The sequence below is a fragment of the Prosthecobacter sp. genome, assembly GCF_044222565.1.
In the GTDB taxonomy this organism is placed as follows: domain Bacteria; phylum Verrucomicrobiota; class Verrucomicrobiia; order Verrucomicrobiales; family Verrucomicrobiaceae; genus Prosthecobacter.
The window spans coordinates 94921-114866 of the sequence record NZ_JBGANA010000026.1; the positions used below are offsets into that span (position 1 = coordinate 94921).

The 19946-nt window shown below is 60.5% G+C and carries 15 protein-coding genes; 11 read left to right on the forward strand and 4 right to left on the reverse strand.

Features of this window, described 5'->3' with window-relative positions; all coding sequences use genetic code 11:
• Window positions 1-138 precede the first annotated feature (138 nt).
• From ACILSR_RS27530 to ACILSR_RS27540, 3 genes are all read left to right on the forward strand, one after another.
• Window positions 139-4500 (forward strand): protein kinase domain-containing protein, encoded by a 4362-nt coding sequence (locus tag ACILSR_RS27530; RefSeq protein ID WP_395753032.1) that lies wholly within the window; start codon window positions 139-141, stop codon window positions 4498-4500.
• Window positions 4501-4748: 248 nt separating this feature from the next.
• On the forward strand, window positions 4749-5885 hold the full coding sequence (locus ACILSR_RS27535) for a tetratricopeptide repeat protein (RefSeq protein WP_395753033.1): 1137 nt from the start codon (window positions 4749-4751) through the stop codon (window positions 5883-5885).
• 164 nt (window positions 5886-6049) lie between these two features.
• Window positions 6050-7819 carry a polyprenyl synthetase family protein gene (locus ACILSR_RS27540; RefSeq protein ID WP_395753034.1) on the forward strand — a complete coding sequence of 590 codons (1770 nt, stop codon included), beginning with the start codon at window positions 6050-6052 and terminating at the stop codon, window positions 7817-7819.
• Window positions 7820-8087: 268 nt separating this feature from the next.
• On the opposite strand, the gene ACILSR_RS27545 is transcribed toward ACILSR_RS27540, so the two are convergent.
• Window positions 8088-8525 carry a hypothetical protein gene (locus ACILSR_RS27545; protein WP_395753035.1) on the reverse strand — a complete coding sequence of 146 codons (438 nt, stop codon included), beginning with the start codon at window positions 8523-8525 and terminating at the stop codon, window positions 8088-8090.
• Between the two features lie 349 nt (window positions 8526-8874).
• Between ACILSR_RS27545 and ACILSR_RS27550 the strand changes: the two genes are divergently transcribed.
• From ACILSR_RS27550 to ACILSR_RS27575, 6 genes are all read left to right on the forward strand, one after another.
• The gene (locus ACILSR_RS27550) at window positions 8875-9240 is read left to right on the forward strand and encodes a hypothetical protein (RefSeq protein ID WP_395753036.1); all 366 of its coding nucleotides are present in this window, start codon (window positions 8875-8877) and stop codon (window positions 9238-9240) included.
• A 260-nt stretch (window positions 9241-9500) separates the two neighbouring features.
• Window positions 9501-9629, forward strand: a complete 129-nt coding sequence (locus ACILSR_RS27555) for a hypothetical protein (RefSeq protein ID WP_395753037.1) — start codon at window positions 9501-9503, stop codon at window positions 9627-9629.
• A 58-nt stretch (window positions 9630-9687) separates the two neighbouring features.
• Window positions 9688-10059 (forward strand): hypothetical protein, encoded by a 372-nt coding sequence (locus ACILSR_RS27560; protein WP_395753038.1) that lies wholly within the window; start codon window positions 9688-9690, stop codon window positions 10057-10059.
• Window positions 10060-10435: 376 nt separating this feature from the next.
• Window positions 10436-11914 carry a sulfatase gene (locus ACILSR_RS27565; RefSeq protein WP_395753039.1) on the forward strand — a complete coding sequence of 493 codons (1479 nt, stop codon included), beginning with the start codon at window positions 10436-10438 and terminating at the stop codon, window positions 11912-11914.
• A 3-nt stretch (window positions 11915-11917) separates the two neighbouring features.
• Window positions 11918-13072, forward strand: coding sequence for a sensor histidine kinase (locus tag ACILSR_RS27570; RefSeq protein ID WP_395753040.1), 1155 nt, complete (start codon window positions 11918-11920; stop codon window positions 13070-13072).
• Window positions 13069-14316, forward strand: coding sequence for a sigma-54-dependent transcriptional regulator (locus ACILSR_RS27575; protein ID WP_395753041.1), 1248 nt, complete (start codon window positions 13069-13071; stop codon window positions 14314-14316). Before ACILSR_RS27570 ends, ACILSR_RS27575 begins: the two co-directional genes overlap by 4 nt.
• 373 nt (window positions 14317-14689) lie before the next feature.
• On the opposite strand, the gene ggt is transcribed toward ACILSR_RS27575, so the two are convergent.
• Window positions 14690-16351: a gamma-glutamyltransferase gene (gene ggt, locus ACILSR_RS27580; RefSeq protein ID WP_395753042.1), complete on the reverse strand. Its 1662-nt coding sequence runs from the start codon at window positions 16349-16351 to the stop codon at window positions 14690-14692.
• 399 nt (window positions 16352-16750) lie between these two features.
• Window positions 16751-16990: a hypothetical protein gene (locus tag ACILSR_RS27585; RefSeq protein WP_395753043.1), complete on the reverse strand. Its 240-nt coding sequence runs from the start codon at window positions 16988-16990 to the stop codon at window positions 16751-16753.
• Window positions 16991-17195: 205 nt separating this feature from the next.
• On the opposite strand from ACILSR_RS27585, the gene ACILSR_RS27590 reads away from it, so the two are divergent.
• A complete protein-coding gene (locus tag ACILSR_RS27590) occupies window positions 17196-18518 on the forward strand; it encodes a homoserine dehydrogenase (RefSeq protein WP_395753044.1) in 1323 nt (440 codons plus the stop codon).
• 66 nt (window positions 18519-18584) lie between these two features.
• Window positions 18585-19619 carry a UDP-3-O-(3-hydroxymyristoyl)glucosamine N-acyltransferase gene (gene lpxD, locus ACILSR_RS27595; RefSeq protein ID WP_395753045.1) on the forward strand — a complete coding sequence of 345 codons (1035 nt, stop codon included), beginning with the start codon at window positions 18585-18587 and terminating at the stop codon, window positions 19617-19619.
• Window positions 19620-19772: 153 nt separating this feature from the next.
• Here lpxD and ACILSR_RS27600 read toward each other — a convergent pair whose 3' ends face one another.
• Window positions 19773-19928: a hypothetical protein gene (locus ACILSR_RS27600; protein WP_395753046.1), complete on the reverse strand. Its 156-nt coding sequence runs from the start codon at window positions 19926-19928 to the stop codon at window positions 19773-19775.
• Window positions 19929-19946 lie beyond the last annotated feature (18 nt).

Below are 19946 nucleotides of genomic sequence, written 5' to 3' on the forward strand. Positions count from 1 at the left end.
GACTCGTGGTTTTTTGGGTTTCGCAAAAAATTCCATCGTCTTTGGTCTGGCCGTTGCGCTAGGATTAGGGCGAACTACCCGCCCGTTTTTATGAGCTCCGATTCATCGCGCATAGGCTCCTCACCGAGTTCTCCCGGCATGTGGCAGCCGCCTTCCCTCCAGGACATGCAGGCACTGCTGCCGCAGTACCATTTTGAGTCGCTTCTCGGTCGCGGCGGCATGGGCGCTGTTTACAAGGCCGTGCAGATCTCTCTGGACCGCCCGGTTGCCATCAAGGTCCTTCCCGGAGATTTGATCGATGATTCAGACGCCCAGTTTGCCGAACGTTTCAAAAACGAGGCGCGCACCATGGCGAAGATGAACCATCCCAGCATCGTCAACGTCTACGACTTTGGCGAGACCCGGTCCGGCCTGCTGTTCATCGTCATGGAGTTCATCGACGGCACCGACGTGTCGAAGATGATCATCTCGCAGGGGAAGCTTCCTGAGGAATACGCGCTCTCCATCACTGCGCATGTGTGCGATGCTCTGAACTACGCTCACCGCAATGGCGTCATCCATCGCGACATCAAGCCCGCTAACATCCTCATTAACATGGAGGGCGCGGTTAAGGTGGCGGATTTCGGCCTCGCCAAGCAGAACGACGCAGGCGCCGGCGGCCTCACCAAGACAAACATGGCCATGGGCACTCCGGACTTCGTCGCTCCGGAAGCGCTCATGCCCGGCGTCCCTCTCGACGGGCGCGCGGACCTGTATGCCATCGGCGTCATGCTTTATCAGATGCTCACCGGCGAGATCCCACGCGGCATGTGGACCATGCCAGGCCTGAAGCTTGGCACAGATCCGCGCTTCGATGCCATCATCGCCAAGGCCATGCAGACAGATCGTGAGTCGCGCTATCAAAGCGCGGCGGAAATCCGCAAAGACCTTGATTCCATTTTGACCATTCCGCGGCTGCACACACAGCCCCAGCCTGCCACTTCCTCATCCCCGGCTTCGCAGCCGGCGCAGAAACCCGCTTCTCAGGGGCCGCGCGAGCCTCAGGGGAAAAGGCCCCACGAGAAGCCTCTGCCACAGTCTCAGTCATCTTCCGCCCCGAAAAAAAGCAGCCTCGGCCTCATCGTTGGCCTCGCCGCTGCCTCCGCCCTCGCCGTCGGCGGTTATGTGCTGCTCACGCCGCCGGCCGCAAAGACCAGCACCCCGGTCTCCGCCGATGCCTTCGCCGGCGAAGTCGCCAGTCTCTCTCCAGAGCAGCAGGTCGAGCAGGTGCGCCAGCGCATCATGCAGTTAAACAAAGGTGAGGACGTAAAGTTGAAGCCTGTGTTCAAGAACGGCTCCGTCGAGTCGCTTGACTTGAACCGCACCGGAGATGTCACGGATCTCTCGCCCATCGCTGCGCTGAAAAATCTGAAGGGCTTCGCATCCTACTACATGGGCGTCACCGATTTCCGCTTTTTGCGCGGTCTGCCGCTCGAGCGTCTCGTCATCATGCAGTCAAAGGTCACTGACCTCTCCATGCTTCAGGGCATGCCCTTGCGTCAGGTGCGTCTGGTCAACACCTACGCCACCGACCTCCACGCGCTCGCGGACTCGCCCGTCGATGATCTGACCGTCAATATGTCGCAGATCAGCGATCTTTCCTTCGTGCGGAAAATGCCGCTCCGCATCTTGAACATTGAGAAGACAAAGGTGCGCAATCTCTCCCCCGTCAAAGGCATGCCCATCGAGTCTCTCACCTGCGAGACCGAAGTCGCCGCAGATCTCTCGAACCGCGACACCCTGCGCTCTCTCACGCGGCTCAAGCTCATCAATGGCACGCCCGTGGCTGACTTTTGGAAAAACATCGACGCTGTCTCAGTCCCTCCGCCGGTCAGAGTTCCGGTCCAGACCATCGACCTCCTCGCCCTCACGGACCCCGTGAAAGACCGCGTGTCCGTACCCGGCTTGATCGACAAAAACCAGTGGAATCGCGAAGGCGCCGCTCTGGTCTTCGTTCCAGATGGCAAATCAGGAAAACTCGCCGCGCCCGTTGCGCTCCATTGCAGTGATTACGAAATGGAGTTTGTGGCAGACAAACACAGCGGCAATGACCGCATCCATGTCGATATCCCGCTGAAAAACGGCCGTATTCTGCCGCTGGTCCTCAATGCTCCGGGCCGTAAAGTCATTCACGAAAGAGAAGGCCTGGACTGGGGGGGCTCCTCCAGCGCATCCATTCACCTCAGCATTCGCGTGATCGACCGTGCCGGCGCCTTGGACCGCATCATCGTCGAGCGCAAAGTTCCCAATGTGAAACGCCTGGCAGACTGGACCGGAGACTTCGACAAGCTCGCCAAAGCCGGAGAAGATCATCCCTCATTCCCAAAGCAGCCCGTCGCTTCTGTCTTTGTCGTTCGGGACAAATATGAGATACGAACCTGGACCCTGCGGGTGTTTGAAGGCAGCGCCAGAATCTTGCGTGGAGGCGCCTCCCAGCCCTCCCAGCCTGCGCCTGTCACGCCGCCCGTTGCAGTCGTGGCTCCCGCTCAGCCGGCTGCCCCCATGCCTGTTCCCACCACTCCTGCGCCGGCTCCAGCACCAGGTCCAGCATCCGTTGCTCCACCTACCGCCCAGCCGGCAGATCCCGTCTCTCTGAAGCTCGCTGATCTCGAAGCAAAATTTCAGATCGCTTTCGACCGCGATGCTGGCTCGGCATACAAAGCTCAGCTCGCCACCTTGAACTCAGGATACTCCGCCGCGCTGGACCGCGCTCTTGCCGCCGCCTCCAAGGCGGGAGTGCTGAAGGATGTTCTCGCCTTGCGCGAGGAAAAGCAGCGCATCGCCGAAGGCAAAGCCCTTCCGCCTGAGGATCTGGACACGCTGCCGGACTCCTTGAAAAAACTGCGCGCCACCTGGCGCGGCTCCGAGTCTGGATTTGCACGGGCTAGAGACACCAAAGGTCTGCCATTGTTTGACACCTATGACAAGGCGCTCGAGTCCTTCCAGACCGAGCTTACCAGGCAGAACAAGATCGAGGACGCGCTGCGTGTAAAAACGGCACGTGATGATCTGGCTTCGCGGCGGGGTGCCACCATTCCACCTCCCGAGGATAAACCCGCCCCTCCAAAGTCCGGCAAATCGGCCCCGGCCTCCGTCGTGGGTGCGGGTGAGGCCAGCAGTTCGTGGCGGAAAGCCGCGGAGTGGGTTCTTTCTCTCGGCGGTGAAGTCCGCATTCGCGACACTGAGGGCAGGGATTCTTCGGTCAAAGATTCCGGAGGTCTTCCCGCCGGGCGCTTCGATATTATTGGCATCACCGTGGACATGGCGCCTGCGAAAGGTGGCAAAGTCACCGATGATGATCTCTCCCGCCTCAACGGCCTTCGCACCATCGAGTCCGTACGCCTCGCCCATCTCACTTCGCTCACCGGCAGCGGCTTCGCCGCATTCACTGCCAGTGCGGAATCCATGCGGATGTTCGCCATTTATAATTCTCCATTGCAGCCTCAGCACATGGGTTTCATCACCCAGTTCAAAAACCTGCGCACCTTGGAGTTGAACCGCGTCAACTCCTTGCCCGCAGAATCCTTGGCTCAAATCAAAGGGTTCAAGGAGCTCACTCAGCTCCGCCTTCTCGGCCAGATGAATGTGACGGACAAGGTGTTGCTGGAGCTTTCGGGCCTGGTCAGGCTCACAGACCTCAGTCTGCCCGGCGTCCTTGTTTCCGACGAAGGTCTGGCGGCCTTGAAAGGCATGAAGGCGCTGCTCAGTGTGGATCTCAGCGCCTGCAAAGGTGTTACCGGCTCCGGCTTCACGCATCTTGCCGGCGCCAAAGACCTCGTTCGCATCCGCCTCGATCATTCCGGCACCACCGACATAGGCCTCATGCATCTCTCCGTCCTCCCAGCGCTGCGGGAGATCAACCTGCATCAGACCGCCATCACGGACGACGGTATCAGGCATCTCGCCCTGCTCAAAGAACTGCAGCTGCTTGAAATTGGGGCAAAGGGGATCACAGGCTCCACTTTGCAGATGCTGAACTCTTGCAAAAATCTCGCCCGCCTGGACCTGTATGAGCGTGGCGCTCCCAACGTGACCAGCCTTGATGACGCCGGTTTGCAGTCTCTCGCCTCTGCCGCTCTGCCAAAACTGAACGAAATCGCTTTTGCCAGAACCTCCGTCACAGACGCTGGCTTGGCCAGCCTCAGTGCCTTGAAACTGACCAAGCTTCGCATCAATGAGCCTCCCGGACCCGAAGGACTGCGCCACATCGCGGCTTTGTCCACTCTTGAATCTCTCGAGATCAACGCCGGCGCTCTCACGGATGACGGCCTCGCCATTCTTGCCGCCATGAAGTCCCTGAAGTCACTCAGCATCCTCTCCTCCCAGATCACCGATGCAGGTCTCAAACCTCTTCATGACATGAAGAGCTTGAAAGCTCTCACTTTGAGAGACTCGAAGACCTCCCTGGCCGGTCGCGATGCCCTGGCCAAGGCCCGGCCCGATTTGAAGGTGGGCATCTGATTTATGGACAAAACCATCCCGTCGTCAGGGAAGGGGGGCCGCTTCGCGTTCGCGGGTCGGAGACGATTCAGAGAAGAGGTGTGTTTTCGGGGCTCACTCTCTTGGTTTGGGAGCCGTGGCACGCCTTTCACCTTGGCCGGCCACGTGCCAGGGGGGGGCATTCCTCCCCCTCAGGCTCGCCGCCTATTTGCGGGCCGAACGCATTTTGATGGTTGAGACGTTCCCTCCCGGACGTAGTTTTAGCCTATATGAAGCACGCGCCTCTATTGCCACTCGTCGCCAAAATCATCGCGGCGGTTCTGATCTCCTCTTCCATTCTCCCGGCGCAGCAAACCCAGCGCATCGACGAAAAGGAGCTCATGACCTGGGCTGATCGCGGAGATGCCGATGCCCAGTTTGAGATCGGACTGCGCAAGATCACCGGTGAAGGCGTGAAAAAAAACGTCGAGGAAGGCATCAAGTTTATTGAGAAGGCCGCAAAGCAGAAGCATCTCCGCGCTCAGCACGTCATGGGCACCCTCTATGAGGACGGTGTCGGCGTGAAGCAGGACCTAGCCAAAGCAGCGGAATGGTACCGCACCTCCGCGGAGCTCGGCTTTGCCCTCTCCCAGCACAGCCTTGGAGCTCTCTATGAGGAAGGCAAAGGCGTGAAGAAGGACCCCGCCAAGGCCGCCGAATGGTTCAAGAAAGCCGCCGACCAGGGCTACATGCAGTCCCAGACCGCCTACGCTGCCAAGCTCGAACGAGGAGACGGCGTCGCCAAAAGTTCTTCCAAGGCTGCCCTCTGGTACCTCAAGGCCGCTCAGCAGGACTTCGTCCCCGCCATGACTCGACTGGCAAATCTCTACTACACCGGCCAGGGCGTCCCCGTGGACTACCGCCGCGCCGGTGCCTGGTATCGCCGCGCCGCGCGTTCGGACGATCCTTGGGCCGCCAACAATCTTGCCTGGTTCCTCGCCACCTGCCCGGAAGACAGCCTCCACAATGGCGAGAGCGCCGTTCTCCTCGCACGCCGTGCCCTGAAGCTCCTCGCCGAAGTCGTCCAGAGCGATGAGCAGCCCTACGCCATGATCGATACCATGGCTGCCGCCCTCGCCCGCAATGGCGAATTCAAGGAAGCCGAGCTCTGGCAGAAGCGCTGCATCGCCCTGTTCAAGGAAGACAAGGAAAAAGACCTTCCTCCGGAAGAACGCCAGAAGTTGCAGGAGGAGTTTGATGCCCGCCTCAAGCTCTACCAGAAGTCCACTCCCTTCGCCGAGCCTGACCCAAAAGGAGAAGAAGGCGCCGAACCCCTCCCTCAGGACACCATCCTCCAGGATGAAGGCCTGCCCGAGACCAAACCAAAGAAAACCACGCCCAAAAGTGGTCGCGGCACGGTTGTTTGAGCCCTTTCTTCCCGGTCTTCTGACTGAACCTTCCTCCGTTCCTGTGTAGTCGCTGCGCAAGATTCGCACAGTTTGTCGCAATATCTGCAAGACAAAGCCCCTCTTACACGGTTAAACCGCTCACCTTCCTCCCCCGGCATCCTGCCCTTCGTCCCTTTCCCTCCATGTCCTCCGTCGTCGTTCGTTCTGCCGCTCTGCCGCCGCCCATTCCCGGGCTGAACCGCCGTATTCGCCAGCCGAAGAAAAACATCCCCCAGACCAAGCAGGACCGCGATCAGATCCTCGCATGGGTGCGTGCCTATGCCGAGGAGAACCGCCTCGTTCCCCCCGTACCCATTGCGGAGCTTCAGGAGCATACGGACAAAATCCTCGCCATCCACGCCATCGACAAAATCCACCGCGACTACGTCGGCGTGCTTCTGGCCAATGAAACCTGGCGCGAATCCCTCGCCACCGTCCCATTCGAAAAGCGCCTGCTGCTCATGCCGAAATGCCTCCGGGTGGAGAGCAAGTGCCCCGCCCCCTTTGATGAGTTTGGCCTTCTTTGCAAGCAGTGCGGCCTCTGCTCCATCCAGGACTTCCAAAACGAAGCCGAAAAGCTCGGCTACGCCGTTCTCGTCGCCGAAGGCAGCGCCATCGTCATGTCCCTCATCCAGACCGGCAAGATCGAAGCCATCGTCGGCATCTCCTGCCTGCCTGTTCTTGAGCGCACCTTCCCCTACGTGGAGGCCGCCGCCATCCCAGCCGTCGCCGTCCCTCTCCTCCAGGACGACTGCATCGACACCCTCGTCGATATCGACTGGGTCTGGGACTACATCCACCTCACCAGCGACGACAAAACCCGCCGCCTCAATCTCAACGCCCTCCACGACGAGGTCAAAACCTGGTTCACCATCGAGTCCCTCAACGCACTCATGGGCCCCTCCCGCGGCCACAGCGACGACATCGCCCGCGAATGGCTCGCGCGCGCTGGCAAACGCTGGCGTCCCTTCCTCACCGTCGCTGCCTATCAGGCCCTGCGTGAGGACCCCGAAGGCCCCATCTCAGACACCGTCAAGAAAGCCGCCATCGCTGTCGAAATCTTCCACAAGGCTTCCCTCGTTCACGACGACATCGAAGACGGCGATGCCGAACGCTATGGCGAGACCACCCTCCACACCGAGCACGGCATCCCCGTCGCCCTGAACATTGGCGACCTCCTCATCGGCGAAGGCTACCGCCTCCTCGCCGACAACGATGCCGCTGCCCACATCCGTAGTGCCTCCATTCTTGTCGCCGCCGAAGGCCAGCGTGAGCTCTGCATCGGCCAGGGGGCCGAGCTCCTCTGGACCCGCCACCCCGTCGCCCTCAGCAGCACGCAGGTGCTCGAAATCTTCCGCAGCAAAACCGCCCCCGCCTTTGAAGTCGCTCTCAAGGTCGGAGCCGCTCTCGCCGGTCAGCTCGATGAATGTGGCGACGTGCTTCACACCTACAGCGAAAACCTCGGCATCGCCTACCAGATCCGCGATGACCTCGACGATCTCGGCGAAGACTCCGCCGCCGGTAACGAATGGAACATGCGCCCCAGCATCGTCCTCTCCCTCCTCCGTGAGAAAGGCAAAGGCGAAGTCAAAGACCAGATGGAAGCCCTCTGGAACGGCGTCGCCAAAATCAAGCCCGACAACGCCACCTTCCGCCAGTGGGCGCTCGACAGCGGCGCCCATGAGAAGGCCATGACCCTCCTGGAAGGCTACAAAGAAGCCGCCATCCGCTCCCTTCAGGAAGTCGAACTCCCCAACCTTAAAGGCCTCCTCCGCCGTGTCATCGGCAAGATCTTCAACGAGCTTGAGATCAAAGGCTGGTGCCGCGAGTTCGAACAAAAAAATCTCAACGCCGACCTCCGCGCCGAAGCCGCCAAAGCCGCCGAACACCTCGTGCCCCAGGTCACCGCCTGAAGCTGGGCTGACATTCCCGTCCGCCCTCGAAATCTCTCAGGGGCTGCTGGCTTCCAGAAGCATCGCCTTGGGCGCCGCTTTCAGCGGCCATGAGTTTTCTAGGCCATAGTCTTCCCGTTTTTTTCCCAGACGGTCCAATCTGCCAGCCCCGTGTATGCGGCCAGGGTGTCGAGTTCTGCCGGCGTCGGGCCGCGGTTCTCTTCCTGAAGCGCTTCGAGTGTTTCGAGGGCCTTCTTGTTGCGGCCAAAACGAGCCTTTGGGCCGCCTCCTACGATGGACTCAGGATTGGTGAGCCAATAGTTTGATCGGTCGGGACTTTGTTCGGAACGATCAATCTTCCCACTTCGTCCTCGTAAGGCATCAACCCCAGTTTCTCCAAGTCCGCTTCCTCCAGCACGTTGCGGAGCCAGTTCGCCTCCTGTTCTGGGTAGCACGGAATCATTTCCATGCGCACCTGTGACAGGTTCTCCCGAGCGTCCCCCGGCATCTCGTTCGCCTGCTGAAGTGCTGTCTCGTTGAGGACGTTGGCGTACTGCATCAGTATCCCCGCTTCCGACAGCAGGCGGAACATTGTCGGGCATTCCTGCTCCCAGATTCTCATCAACTGGGTGTTGTCCGGACTGCGTGGCTCCGAGTGATCCCCTTCCTGAATCAGGAGATTCTGACGCCTGACCTGCGCCACGAATGCTGGGTTGAGTATCATCATTGGTAGATTGTGGTATCGAGGGTGGAATGTCAACAGAGGGCTGGGACGCCTCCGGAGGCTGTTTCTGCCCTTCAGCAACGGCCTGCCAGTCATGGGTGCCACGGAGAGATGGCTCGATGGCGCCGAGGTAGTCCCAGAGAGCCTGGGCGTATTTCATCAGCGAGCCGTCGGGGCGGGCCGTATTGAGCGCGGCGGCGAGTGCCTCCGGTGTTTTGACCCCATCGGCGAGAAGAGCGTCTGCGACATCGAGGAACGCGGCGCGGCGGTCTTTCGGAAGGCCTAGCTGCTGTGAGGCGGGGGCGCTGGCAAGGCCTTCTGCTTGTCCTGGAAGAACTGTGCCGCCTGATCCATGTCCGCCTTCAAGGATGCGAGCTCTGACTCGGTCAGCAGGCCGGAAGTTGGCGAGGTAACGGGCTTCGGACTCTGTGAGGGAGTCGAAACCATAACCTTGCTGCTGCTTGAAACTGGACTCAATGCTTCCATGCTGTTCACGGAGGCGTGCGATGGTGGCCTCACTAGGGGCCAGTTTCGCAATATAAGGCTTGCCCGTCAATGCCACGATGCCAACAACATGGCCGCCGCCTGCCACGATATGACTGGCAAGACCGGCAAAAGTACCGCCCTGAGTGAGGGTATCATCAAGGAGAAGGTAGCTCTGTCCTGGCTGCACAGGGCCGATGAATGGCACGGGTTTAAAAACACGGTCAAGACCTGATGCAGCACTGCGGTGCATCCTGGCGGCCTGAAAGTTGCCTCCTTCAACAGGCAAGCCCAGTATTTTGGCCAGTTGGTGAGCAGCCATTACCGGGATTTTGTTGTTCCCTGACTGCTCTGCCGCTAGCACGGGAACCACCACTGGCTTTTCAGCGCAGATAAAATTGATGCCAGGCACTTTATCTTGAAAGTAAGGCGGACATTCTCGTCCGTCGGTGTCAGCTGCTAGTTCCTCCAGTCGGGCTTCGTTTGAAGCCGACCATGAAGTTGCTCCGTCTCTGCTCCGTATTCCTGTTCACCGGCGTCATCCTCCACGCCGCCGACTCCCGCCCCAACTTCCTCTTCATCGCCATCGATGATCAAAACGACTGGATCGGCTGCACGAACTAAATGCCATTCATGTCTGCCAAATCAGACATGATCTGAATTATTTATATACCACCAAATAATGAAACGGGCTGTTGTTGGAACTCTCGGGATGTTTGGGTGCGCATTATTTGCCGTTTTGATTGTAGCTTTGCTTGGATTGGGTGGTGGCCGCAGCATGCAACCTGCTGCATCCTTGATGGCCGGGTTTGTTTTTTTGAATGCTGTTTGGTTGGTGGGGCGGGACAAATGGAGTTTTTCCCATCTGACTGGCGCCCTAATTCTCACGGAGTTTTTGATTTATGGATTCATTGCAATGGTCTCTGGCTTGGAGCTGGATTCATTCAATATGATTTGGTGGTGGGACATCAGTCGCTTTGTAGCTCCACCATGGATCGGCGGCGGTCTTGCTGTGATGGCGGTTAAAAAAGTTACAACCCGCAGCCGGGTTTGAACGCTGTTCAAGTTCAACCCGCAGCAGGCTCCTAAAACACCTGCAGGTGAAGTGACCTTGCCAGCCCTTGATCTCCCGAGCCCCAGAACACCAGGCCCTGTTTGAAAGCCTGTTCTGCATGATGGTGGCACAATAATACCACTCCATGGTATACTGTAAACCTCGCGCACTCTCTCTCCGAAAGCCCGTAGGGCTGGCACAAAAGTAGCCGTGGGTGACAACCCACGGAACCGCATCACCCACCCCTCCCAATGTCGTGGAACCGCGTAGCGGTGACACAATCCTCCGCCGCACTCAAACCTGACTGCGCCAGCGATATTGCCGATGAGGCAAAAGGCCGCTATAATGCGTTCGAACCTTTCGTTTGAAGCCGACCATGAAGTTGCTCCGTCTCTGCTCCGTATTCCTGTTCACCGGCGTCATCCTCCACGCCGCCGACTCCCGCCCCAACGTCCTCTTCATCGCCATCGATGATCAAAACGACTGGATCGGCTGCATGGGCGGGCATCCGCAGGTAAAAACCCCGTCCATCGACGCCCTCGCCAAACGCGGCACTCTCTTCGCCAGCGCCCACTGCCAGGCCCCTCTGTGCAATCCCTCGCGCAGCTCCCTCCTCACCGGCCTGCGTCCTTCCAGCACCGGCATCTACGGCCTCGCCCCCGGCATCCGCGAAGTCGAGCAAACGAAGAGCCACATCACCCTCCCGCAAACTTTCACTCAAGCCGGCTACTTCACCTTCAACAGCGGCAAAATCTACCATGACGGCTCCATGCGCGGTGGCGATCAAAAAGCAGAGTTCAATGAGTGGGGCAATCGCGGTCCCATGCCCAAGCCCAAAACCCCCATCGCCCATCTCCCCGGACCCGACCGCCATCCCGCCATGGACTGGGGCGTCTTCCCCGAGAAAGACGAAGACAACGCCGACTGGAAAATCGCCGACTCCGCGATCGACGCCATGAAGCGCGCTCCTGCCGACAAGCCCTTCTTTATCGCCGCCGGCTTCCGCCTCCCTCACGTCCCATGCTTCGCTTCGCAGAAGTGGTTCGATCTCTATCCCGATGCCACGCTGCAGATGCCTCCCGTCAAAGAAGACGATCGCGCCGATCTCCCCAAGTTCGCCGACTTCCTCCACTGGAAGCTCCCCGAGCCTCGCCTCTCCACCCTGCGCAAAGCCAATGAATGGCGCCCCCTGGTCCGCGCCTACCTCGCCTGCGTCAGCTTCATGGACAGCCAGGTCGGCCGCCTCATGAGCCAGCTCGAAGCCACCGGCCGCTTGGACAACACCATCGTCGTCCTCTGGGGCGATCACGGCTGGCACCTTGGCGAAAAACTCATGACAGGAAAAAATACATTGTGGGAGCGCAGCACCCGCGTCCCCCTCATTTTCGCCGGCCCCGGCATCAAGCCCGGCCAGGTCTGCACCAGCCCCGTCGAACTCCTCGACATCTTCCCATCCCTCCTCTCCCTCGCCAAACTGCCCGCGCGCTCCGACCTCGAAGGCCACAGCCTCATGCCCCAGTTTCAAGACGCCAGCGCACCCCGCGAATGGCCCGCCATCACCACTCACAATCAGGGCAATCACACCATCCGCACCAAAGACTGGCGCTACATCCGCTACGCCGACGGCAGCGAAGAACTCTACGATCTCAAAAACGATCCCAACGAGTGGACCAATCTCGCCAAAAAATCTGAGCATACCGCCAAAAAAGCCGAGCTTTCCAAATGGCTCCCCAAGATCGACAAAGCCCCCGTCCCCGGCAGCAAGAGCCGCGTCCTCACCTACGACCCCACCACCGGCGAAGCCATCTGGGAAGACAAGCCCATTGATAAAACCGCGCCTCTGCCGGAACCGTAGCGCGTGTCCGCCTCTCCTACAAAGCTCCGCCTCAGTCTCGCCCTGAGCTTTCTCGCCTTCGTCATGCTGGGCTCGGTCCTGCTTCTGGCTTGGCTGCAGTACCGCGAAGAACTCGAGTCCCGCCGCCTGTTCTCGGCCTTCGCCAAATCTCAGGCCGACTTTGTCCGTGAGATGCATCTCCCTCGCAGTCCGAAGCTCGCATCGGATTTGCAGCGCCTCTCCGGCGTGTCCATTTTCTTTCGCCAGGGAGACCGCATCAACGGCGCCAGAGTCCACATCCTGTCTGACGCTCCCGCCGACGGCCAGCTCCTCACGCTGCTCAAAGGCCGCGAAGCCATCATCCTGCGGCTCGACGATAAGGAGGACATCATCTTTGAACGCAGGCATCCCGGGTCAAGCCTCTCGCTCGACGATCCGGCCACGCGCAATGTCTTCCTCGCCTTCTGGGCCGTGTCAGGATTCGTCGGCTGGCTCCTCGCCCGCGAGCGCCTCAAGCGCGCCCAGTCCGAGCGCCTTGCCATGCTCGGTCGCGTTGCCACCAGCCTTGCCCACGACATAAAGAACCCCCTCGCCTCCATCCAGCTTCACGCCCAGTTGATGACCCCTCAAAACGAGGAAGACCGCCACGCCATCCGGCTCATCGAAAACGAATCCGCCGTCATCGCAGGTCTCGTCAATCAGTGGCTCCACCTCGCCAATCCCCTCCCGCCCAAGCTCGTCAAACTCGACCTCGCCGCCTGCATTCAGGACGTTGCGAGAAATCTCGATGCCCAGGCCCGTCATGCCAGCGTCGAGCTCCTCCTCACGCTGCCCGCTCCCATCTTCATCATGGGCGACTCCCAGCGCATGGCCCAGGCCGTGCGAAACATCATGGTCAACGCCATCCAGGCCATGCCCCGCGGCGGCAAACTCTCCGTGAATGCACACACCCTCGCGCACTCCTGCGAGCTCCGCTTCACCGACTCCGGCACCGGCTTCTCCGAATCCGCACTCGCTCACGGCACGGAACTTTTCTTCACCGAAAAAGAAGGTGGCATGGGCGTCGGCTTGAACATCGTCTCCAGCATCGTCACCGCTCACGGGGGTACCATGCATTTGCAAAATGACCCCAAGGGCGGAGCCGTCGTCATCGTCTCTCTCCCTCTTCTCACCGCATGAATCCCGCCATCCTCATCATCGAAGACGAATACGCCCTCGCAGCCGCCCTCTCCACGCTCGTTCGCCGCCTCGATGCCACGCCCGTCGTCGCAGCCTCAGGGCAGGGGGGCATCGACAAACTGGCAGGTCAGTCCTACGCCCTCATCATTCTCGATGTCGGCCTCCCGGACATCAGCGGCCTCAAGGTCCTCGAAAAAATCCAGTCTCTGCCCAGTCCTCCGCCCGTGATGATCATCACCGCCCACGGCACGCTCGATACCGCCCTCGAGGCACGCCGCCTCGGCGCACGCGAGTACTTCCTCAAGCCCCTCAATCTCGCCGACATGCAGCGCGCCGTCCGCGAAATCCTCTCTCCGGTAAAAGTCGAGCAGCGCGCCGAAACCACCATGATCGGCAGCAGCGAGCCCATGCAGCGCGCCTTCGCCGTCATCGCCCAGGCCAGCGGCAGCGATGCACCCGTTCTTCTGCAAGGCCCACCCGGCAGCGGTAAAAGCCTCGCCGCCCAGGTCATCCACCGCCACAGCTCCCGCTCCACTCAGCCGCTCGTCGTGTTTCGCGCTGATGAATGGCCCGCGGACCGCGCCGAGGCCGCCCTCGATGAAGCCATCGCCAAAGCAGGCGAAGGCGTCCTGTTTATCGATGAAATCAGCACCTGGTCAAAGCCCCTCCAGGCCGCCCTCATGCATCGCTTAAATGCAGGCACCTTGAAAGCCCGCCTCTTCACCGCATCCAGCCAGGAGGCCGCACCTCACCTGCGTGAAGACCTGTTCTACGCCCTCGCCGTTTTGCAGGTCACTCAGCCTCCGTTGTGCGATCGCACCATGGACATCCCCGCCCTCGCCGCAGCTTTTTTAGGCGAGCGCGTTCTCTCCGCCGAAGCCCTCGCCGCTCTCAAGTCCCACGCTTGGTCCGGCAACGTGCGTGAATTAAAAACCGCCATGGCCCACGCCTCCGCCGTCTGCAGCGGCAGCACCATCCTCCCTCATCATCTGCCCCAGAGCATCGTTCAGCCGGACGAGACCAATCATCTCGAAGCAACCATGAAGCGCAGCATCGCCGCCTGGCTCGATCAAAAGACCACCGGCTCCGACGAAAAAATGCCCGCCTACGACGACCTCCTCGAAACCGTCGAGTCCTTCATGCTCGAATCCCTCCTCCACCGCTTCGACGGCAAGCCCACCCGCCTCGCCTCCGCCCTGCGAATGAACCGCGCCACCCTCCGCCGCAAACTCCGCGAAGAGTAACCCCCCCCTGGGAGCTCGGCACTCCGATGCCGCTCTGGCAGCGCTCCCTTCAAAACTCCACGCGCCCACCTCGCGCGGCCCCATCTTCCGGAGCCCGCACCACTCCAGTCGTAGGGCAGCCGTGGTTGGTGTCGAAGCCATACACACACTTCGAAATCCCCTCCGCACAACCCTTCCGCCCCCTCTCTTTCACCTCAGGAAAAATCATTTTACCCTTTCCCGCCTCCCTCGACATCTCTGTTCTTGCCCCACGAATAACTTCAAACTCCCCGCAGCTTTTCTGAGTACATAGTTCGGGGTTCGCTTCGCGGCTTCGCAATAGCCCGCTCCGGAATCACCGCACCGCTCAAAATGCGAAGCCGTCTACTCCCCCTCACTTTCCATCCGCTTTTCCCGGCACCCGCGGATCATTCGCCGGAAAAAACAGCTTCTTCTCCCCGTCAAAAAAGATCGCCTGGCACGCCCCAAATCCCTCCGACTCCGCCAGCGTATGCCCCAGCGCCTTCACCCGGCTCAGCGTCCCCTCGCCAAATTTCTTCTCAATTTTCAGCTCATCCGGATTCCACTGATGGTGAAACCTCGGCTCCGCCAGCGCCTCCGCTGGCAGCATCCCGTCATCAATCACATGCGTCAGCAGCAGCAGCGCCTGCGTGATGATCGTCGGCCCGCCCGCCGCTCCCGTCACGATCACCGGCTTGCCATCCTTCAGCACAATCGTCGGGCTCATGCTTGAGAGCGGTCTCTTCCCCGGCGCCACCGCATTTGCCTCCGCACCCACCAGCTTGAAAGCATTCGGAATCCCCGGCTGCACCGCAAAGTCATCCATCTCATCATTCATCAGCACCCCGGTTCCCGGGATCACCACCTTGCTCCCAAACGCCGTGTTGATCGTCTGGTTCAGCGCCACCCAGTTCCCCTCCGCATCCGCCGTGCACAGAAACGTCGTGTGCTTGCCAAAGACATCCCCCTCCCAGTGCGGCGGCATGTTGTGACCGGTTACCTTCGTCGCGTGGTCCAGGTCGATCTTCTTCGCCAGCTCCGCCGCATAAACCGGATCCACCAGTCCCCGCGGCACCTTCACAAAATCCGGATCCCCCAGCCAGTACGCGCGATCCGCAAACGCCAGCTTCATCGCCTCCGTGATCACATGCACACGGCTGCTCGCACGGAAATGCCGGATCGGAAAATGCTCCAGGATATTTAAGATCTGCGCCACATGCACCCCGCCAGAGCTCGGCGGCGGCATCGTGATCAGATCATACCCCCGATACTTCGAGCGGATCGCCTCCCGCTCCGGAGCCTTGTAGCCCGCGAAATCCTCCGCCGTCATCAGCCCGCCATTCTCCTTCATCCACTCCGCCGCCTTCTTGGCAAACTCACCTTCATAAAACCACCCGATACCATTTTGTGCCACAGCCCGGTAGGTGGCCGCCAGATCCTTCTGCACCAGCACATCCCCCTTCTCCAGCGGCTTGCCATCCTTCAGGAAAATCGCCGCCGAAGACGGAAACTTCGCCAGCTTTGCCCCTGTTCCCGCCAGCTTCCGCGCATACACCGTATCAATCGGAAATCCCTTGTCCGCGATCTCCGCCGCCGGCAGCAGCACATCCGCCAGCTTCAGCTTCCCGTGCTTCTTCTGCGCCGCATCGCACGCCTTCAGGTATCCCGGCACCCCGGACGCCAGTGCTCCTGTCTTGCTCGCCTCATCGTCCAGCTTGCCGTTGATCACATACATGTCCCGGCTTGCCTTCGCCGGTGCCATCTCACGTCCGTCTATGCACGTCACCGTCCCATCCGCCGCGTGAATCACAAAAAAGCATCCTCCGCCGATCCCCGAGTTGTGTCCATCCACCACCCCCAGCGTCAGCCCCGCAGCCACTGCCGCATCGACTGCATTGCCACCTTTCTCAAACGCCTGCATCGCCGCCTCCGTCGCCAGCGGGTGCACACTCGCCACCGCGTGCTTCGGGTACGCAGCATCCGCCGCGGAGAGAAAAGGGGGAACCAGCAAAACAAGAGCAGCCAATGCTTTCATACCTCCGATGCTAGCCGAGCCCCTACACCTCCGTCGACTCAAAACCACTCACCAAAATAGGCGGTCCCTTCGCATCCCCCTCGTTTCCAAAACGCTTTCAAGAGCTTGCACCCCTCCATCCGTTAAACACACAACATCCCCTCCCACAGAAAGGCGCCTTCCTCCCACCGCAAGCCCGTAGGGCTGGCACAACCGTAGCCGTGGGTGAAACCCACGGGTCCGCACACCCACGACCCTCAAACCCCGTGGAACCGCGTAGCGGTGACACAAAATCTCTCTTTCGCCCCACCCCAATTCAAAATTCTTCTCTGCGTTCTCCAAATCTTTGCGGTGCAAATTTCCGGCCATCCTTTGCTCATCATCCTTTGCCAAAAAACATCACCCCCTTAGCGATCCACCTCACCCCTGCGTCCCACGCCTCCAGCTCACCCACGCACACCGGTAGGTAAACGCCATCGCCATGATCCCCGCAAACAGCAGCACCGTGCGTCCAGTGTCCGGCATCGGAATCGCACTGCCAAGACCCGCACCCGCCACTCTGAGGTCGGGTGCCGGTGTCAGGTTCGGCTCCGCGGCACCCACCGCAATAACAGCGGCGACAGTGCAGGCAAACCAGTAACTAAGAGATTTCAAAGACATTTAATTCGCCAATCCTTTATCAGGACCGGTTGGGTTACGACAAGGTTTTTTTTACTTCAAAATAATTCAATCGACTCATTTTCAGCGCGTCGTGTAGATGGGTTTAGGAGTTTTACTGAACTTTCCAATATCAGCCTTCTCCACTTGCGAGAGCCTCTCCCCTCCGCCATGTCTACGGCCCTTCAATCCAGGCCATTCCTCCATCATGTCCAACGTCAGTTCTCCACGTGCAATCAACATAGGTTTGGCAGGTTTAGGCAATGTGGGCGCTGGAGTGTTCAAGAATCTCCAAAAAAATCGGTCCCTCATCAGCCGCCGCATCGGTGCCGATCTCCAGGTCACCAGAATCGCCGTTCGCGATCTCTCCCGCCCGCGCGATGTCGAAGTCCCTGCCTCGCTGCTCACCACCGACTGGAAAGACCTCGTCAGCGATCCCTCCATCCCCGTCGTCGTCGAGCTCATCGGCGGCACCACCATCGCCTATGACATGGTTTCGGCCGCGCTCCGCGCCAAAAAAATCGTCGTCACTGGGAACAAGGCCCTCCTTGCCGAGCGCGGAAAAGAGCTCTTCGCCCTCGCGGAAGAGTGCGGTGTCCCCATCTACTTTGAGGCCGCCGTCGCCGGTGGCATCCCCATCATTCAGGTCCTTCAGGAAGGCCTCGTCGGAAATCACATCCGCTCCATCCACGGCATCATAAACGGCACCTGCAATTACATCCTCACCCGCATGTCGCAGGCAGGCCTCACCTATCAGGACGCCCTGCAGGAGGCTCAGGACAAAGGCTACGCTGAGGCAGACCCCACGCTCGACGTCAGCGGCTGGGACGCCGCTCACAAGGCCATCATCCTCGCCTCCCTCAGCTACGGTTTCTGGATCCCGCAGGACAAAGTGTACGTCGAAGGCGTGGATCGCGTCAGCATCACAGACTTCCGCTTTGCCGAGCGCCTCGGCTACACCATCAAGCTCCTCTCCGTCATCCGTGCGGATGAGAATGGCCTCGTCGAGGTCCGCACCCAGCCCACCCTCGTCCCGCTCTCCCACGTGCTCGCCAGCGTCAGCGGCGCCTTCAATGCCGTGCTCGTCAATGGAGACATCGTCGGCGAGACCCTTTTCTACGGCCGCGGCGCCGGTCAGGACCCCACCAGCAGCAGCGTCATCAGCGATCTCTGCGAAGCCGCCGCCGTCCTCATGCACGGCGCCCGTCACAGCGGCTTCGTCCCCCACGGCCTCTACGGCAAATCAAAGCCCATAGACGACACCGTCTCCCACTACTACCTCCGCCTCACCGTGGACGACATCCCCGGCGTTCTCGCCCAGGTCGCCACCGCCCTCGGAGAGCGTGGCATCGGCATCTCGTCCATGATCCAGCCCGAAGATCTCGAAGACACCAGCGGAGAGACCTCCCTCGTCCTCATGATCCACGACGCCCGTCTCGGCGACATGAAGGCAGCTCTCGCCGCCATCTCCCAGCTCCAGTGTGTCCGTGGTCAGCCCAGCTGGATGCGGGTCGAGACGCTGCAGGGTTAGCAAAATCAAAAAAAGGGTCGCTGAATCGGGCGCGGAACACGATCTTGATGAAGATTCCTTCCGCTTATGAAAATCTCGCTCTCCGATCTCGCAGCCCTTGTCGGAGGCACTGTGCTTTGCGGTGACCCCGTCGGTCAGATTACCGGCTTCGCATCCTTGAAAGAGGCCCTCCCGGGAGACCTCAGCTTCTTTCATGACGCTCGTTACAATGAGCGCCTCGCTCACACCCACGCCAGCGCGGTTCTGGTTCCTCTGGGCTGGACGGATTTTCCACCCCACGTCTCCTGCATCGCAGTTTCGGACCCCTCGCGCTCCTTTGAGCAGATCGTGGAGGCCTACGGCTTTCAGCCCGCTCCCTTCACCCCCGGCGTGCATCCCTCCGCCGTCATCGCGGACGGCGTTAAATACGATCCCCTCCGCGTTTCCATCGGGCCCCACGCCGTGATCGAATCCGGCGTCGAGTTGGGCGATGAAGTCGAAATCGGCCCCGGATGTTTTGTCGGGCGCAATGCGGCCATCGGCGCAGGTTCACGTCTCCACGCCAATGCCACCGTGCATGCCGAGTGCCTTCTCGGAGAACGCGTCTTTTTGCATTCCGGCGTCGTTATCGGCGCCGACGGTTTCGGCTATGAGTTCGGCCAGGGCCGCCATCGCAAAGTCCGCCAGGCTGGCATCGTTCAGATCGACAACGATGTCGAAATCGGCGCCGGCAGCACCGTGGACCGCGCCCGCTTCGGCCGCACCTGGATCGGGGAAGGCACGAAAATCGACAACCTCGTCCAGATCGGACACAATGTCGTCGTCGGCAGGCACTGCATCATCGTCGCCTGCGCCGCCATCGCGGGCAGCGTCGTCATTGGAGATTACGTCGTCATCGCCGCCCAGGTCGGCATTGCAGGTCACGTGCATGTCGGTGCCCAGAGCACCCTCGCCGCCCGCTGCGGCGTCACCCGCGATCTCCCCGCCGGTGGCACCTACCTCGGCTTCCCCGCCATCCCTGCCGGCGAAGAAAAACGCCGCCTCGCCAGCATCAACCGCCTCCCCCAGCTCCTCGGCCGCGTCAAAGAACTCGAGTCCCGCCTCCCTGCCGGAGACAAATAGAGCAGTCTTCAAAGGCAGTCCCCCTTCGCTCCTCCCGCTCATCGCGCGTCATACCACATCCTGGTATGGAACCCTGGGAGCGCGGCACCCCGATGCCGCTCTGGGCCGGCGCTCCGCCACATCCCACCAGAGCTGGTAGGGAACCGCTGCGTCCTAACTTTTACCCACAAGTTGAGACAGCTTCCAGGTCTCCGTCATGTCATGGAGATGGTGGAGACCGCGCCATAGGACCTCCGCTCCGGGAGGCGGATCGTTCTTGCGGTCCTGGTAACCGCCCAGGCGTGCGATCCAGCGCACGGCTTGAGCAATGGTGGGACCAGGACCTGC